This is a genomic window from Marimonas arenosa (genome assembly GCF_030848945.1).
GTDB lineage: Bacteria > Pseudomonadota > Alphaproteobacteria > Rhodobacterales > Rhodobacteraceae > Marimonas > Marimonas arenosa.
The window spans coordinates 1-217 of the sequence record NZ_JANHAX010000031.1; the positions used below are offsets into that span (position 1 = coordinate 1).

The 217-nt window shown below is 31.3% G+C and carries 1 pseudogene; it reads right to left on the reverse strand.

Annotated elements, in window-relative coordinates:
- Positions 1-217 (reverse strand): annotated as a pseudogene (locus tag NO357_RS21350) (hypothetical protein); the annotation flags it as partial.

The following is a 217-nucleotide window of genomic DNA, read 5'->3' on the forward strand; positions in this document are numbered from 1 at the left end:
TTAGGGTGAACATACTGAGCAACATAAGGGTCGTAGTAATGCGATTTCATGAATTCTATCATTAATGATTTTGAGAAATTAGTAAATTGATTACTAATACTAACACCACCAATAAGGTATTTATGTTCAGGAAAACGTAATGTTGTATGTACAATACCTTTCCAAAGAAGGAAAAGAGGCATTGGTTTTTGTTGGTAACTCTTAATAATAAAAGCAC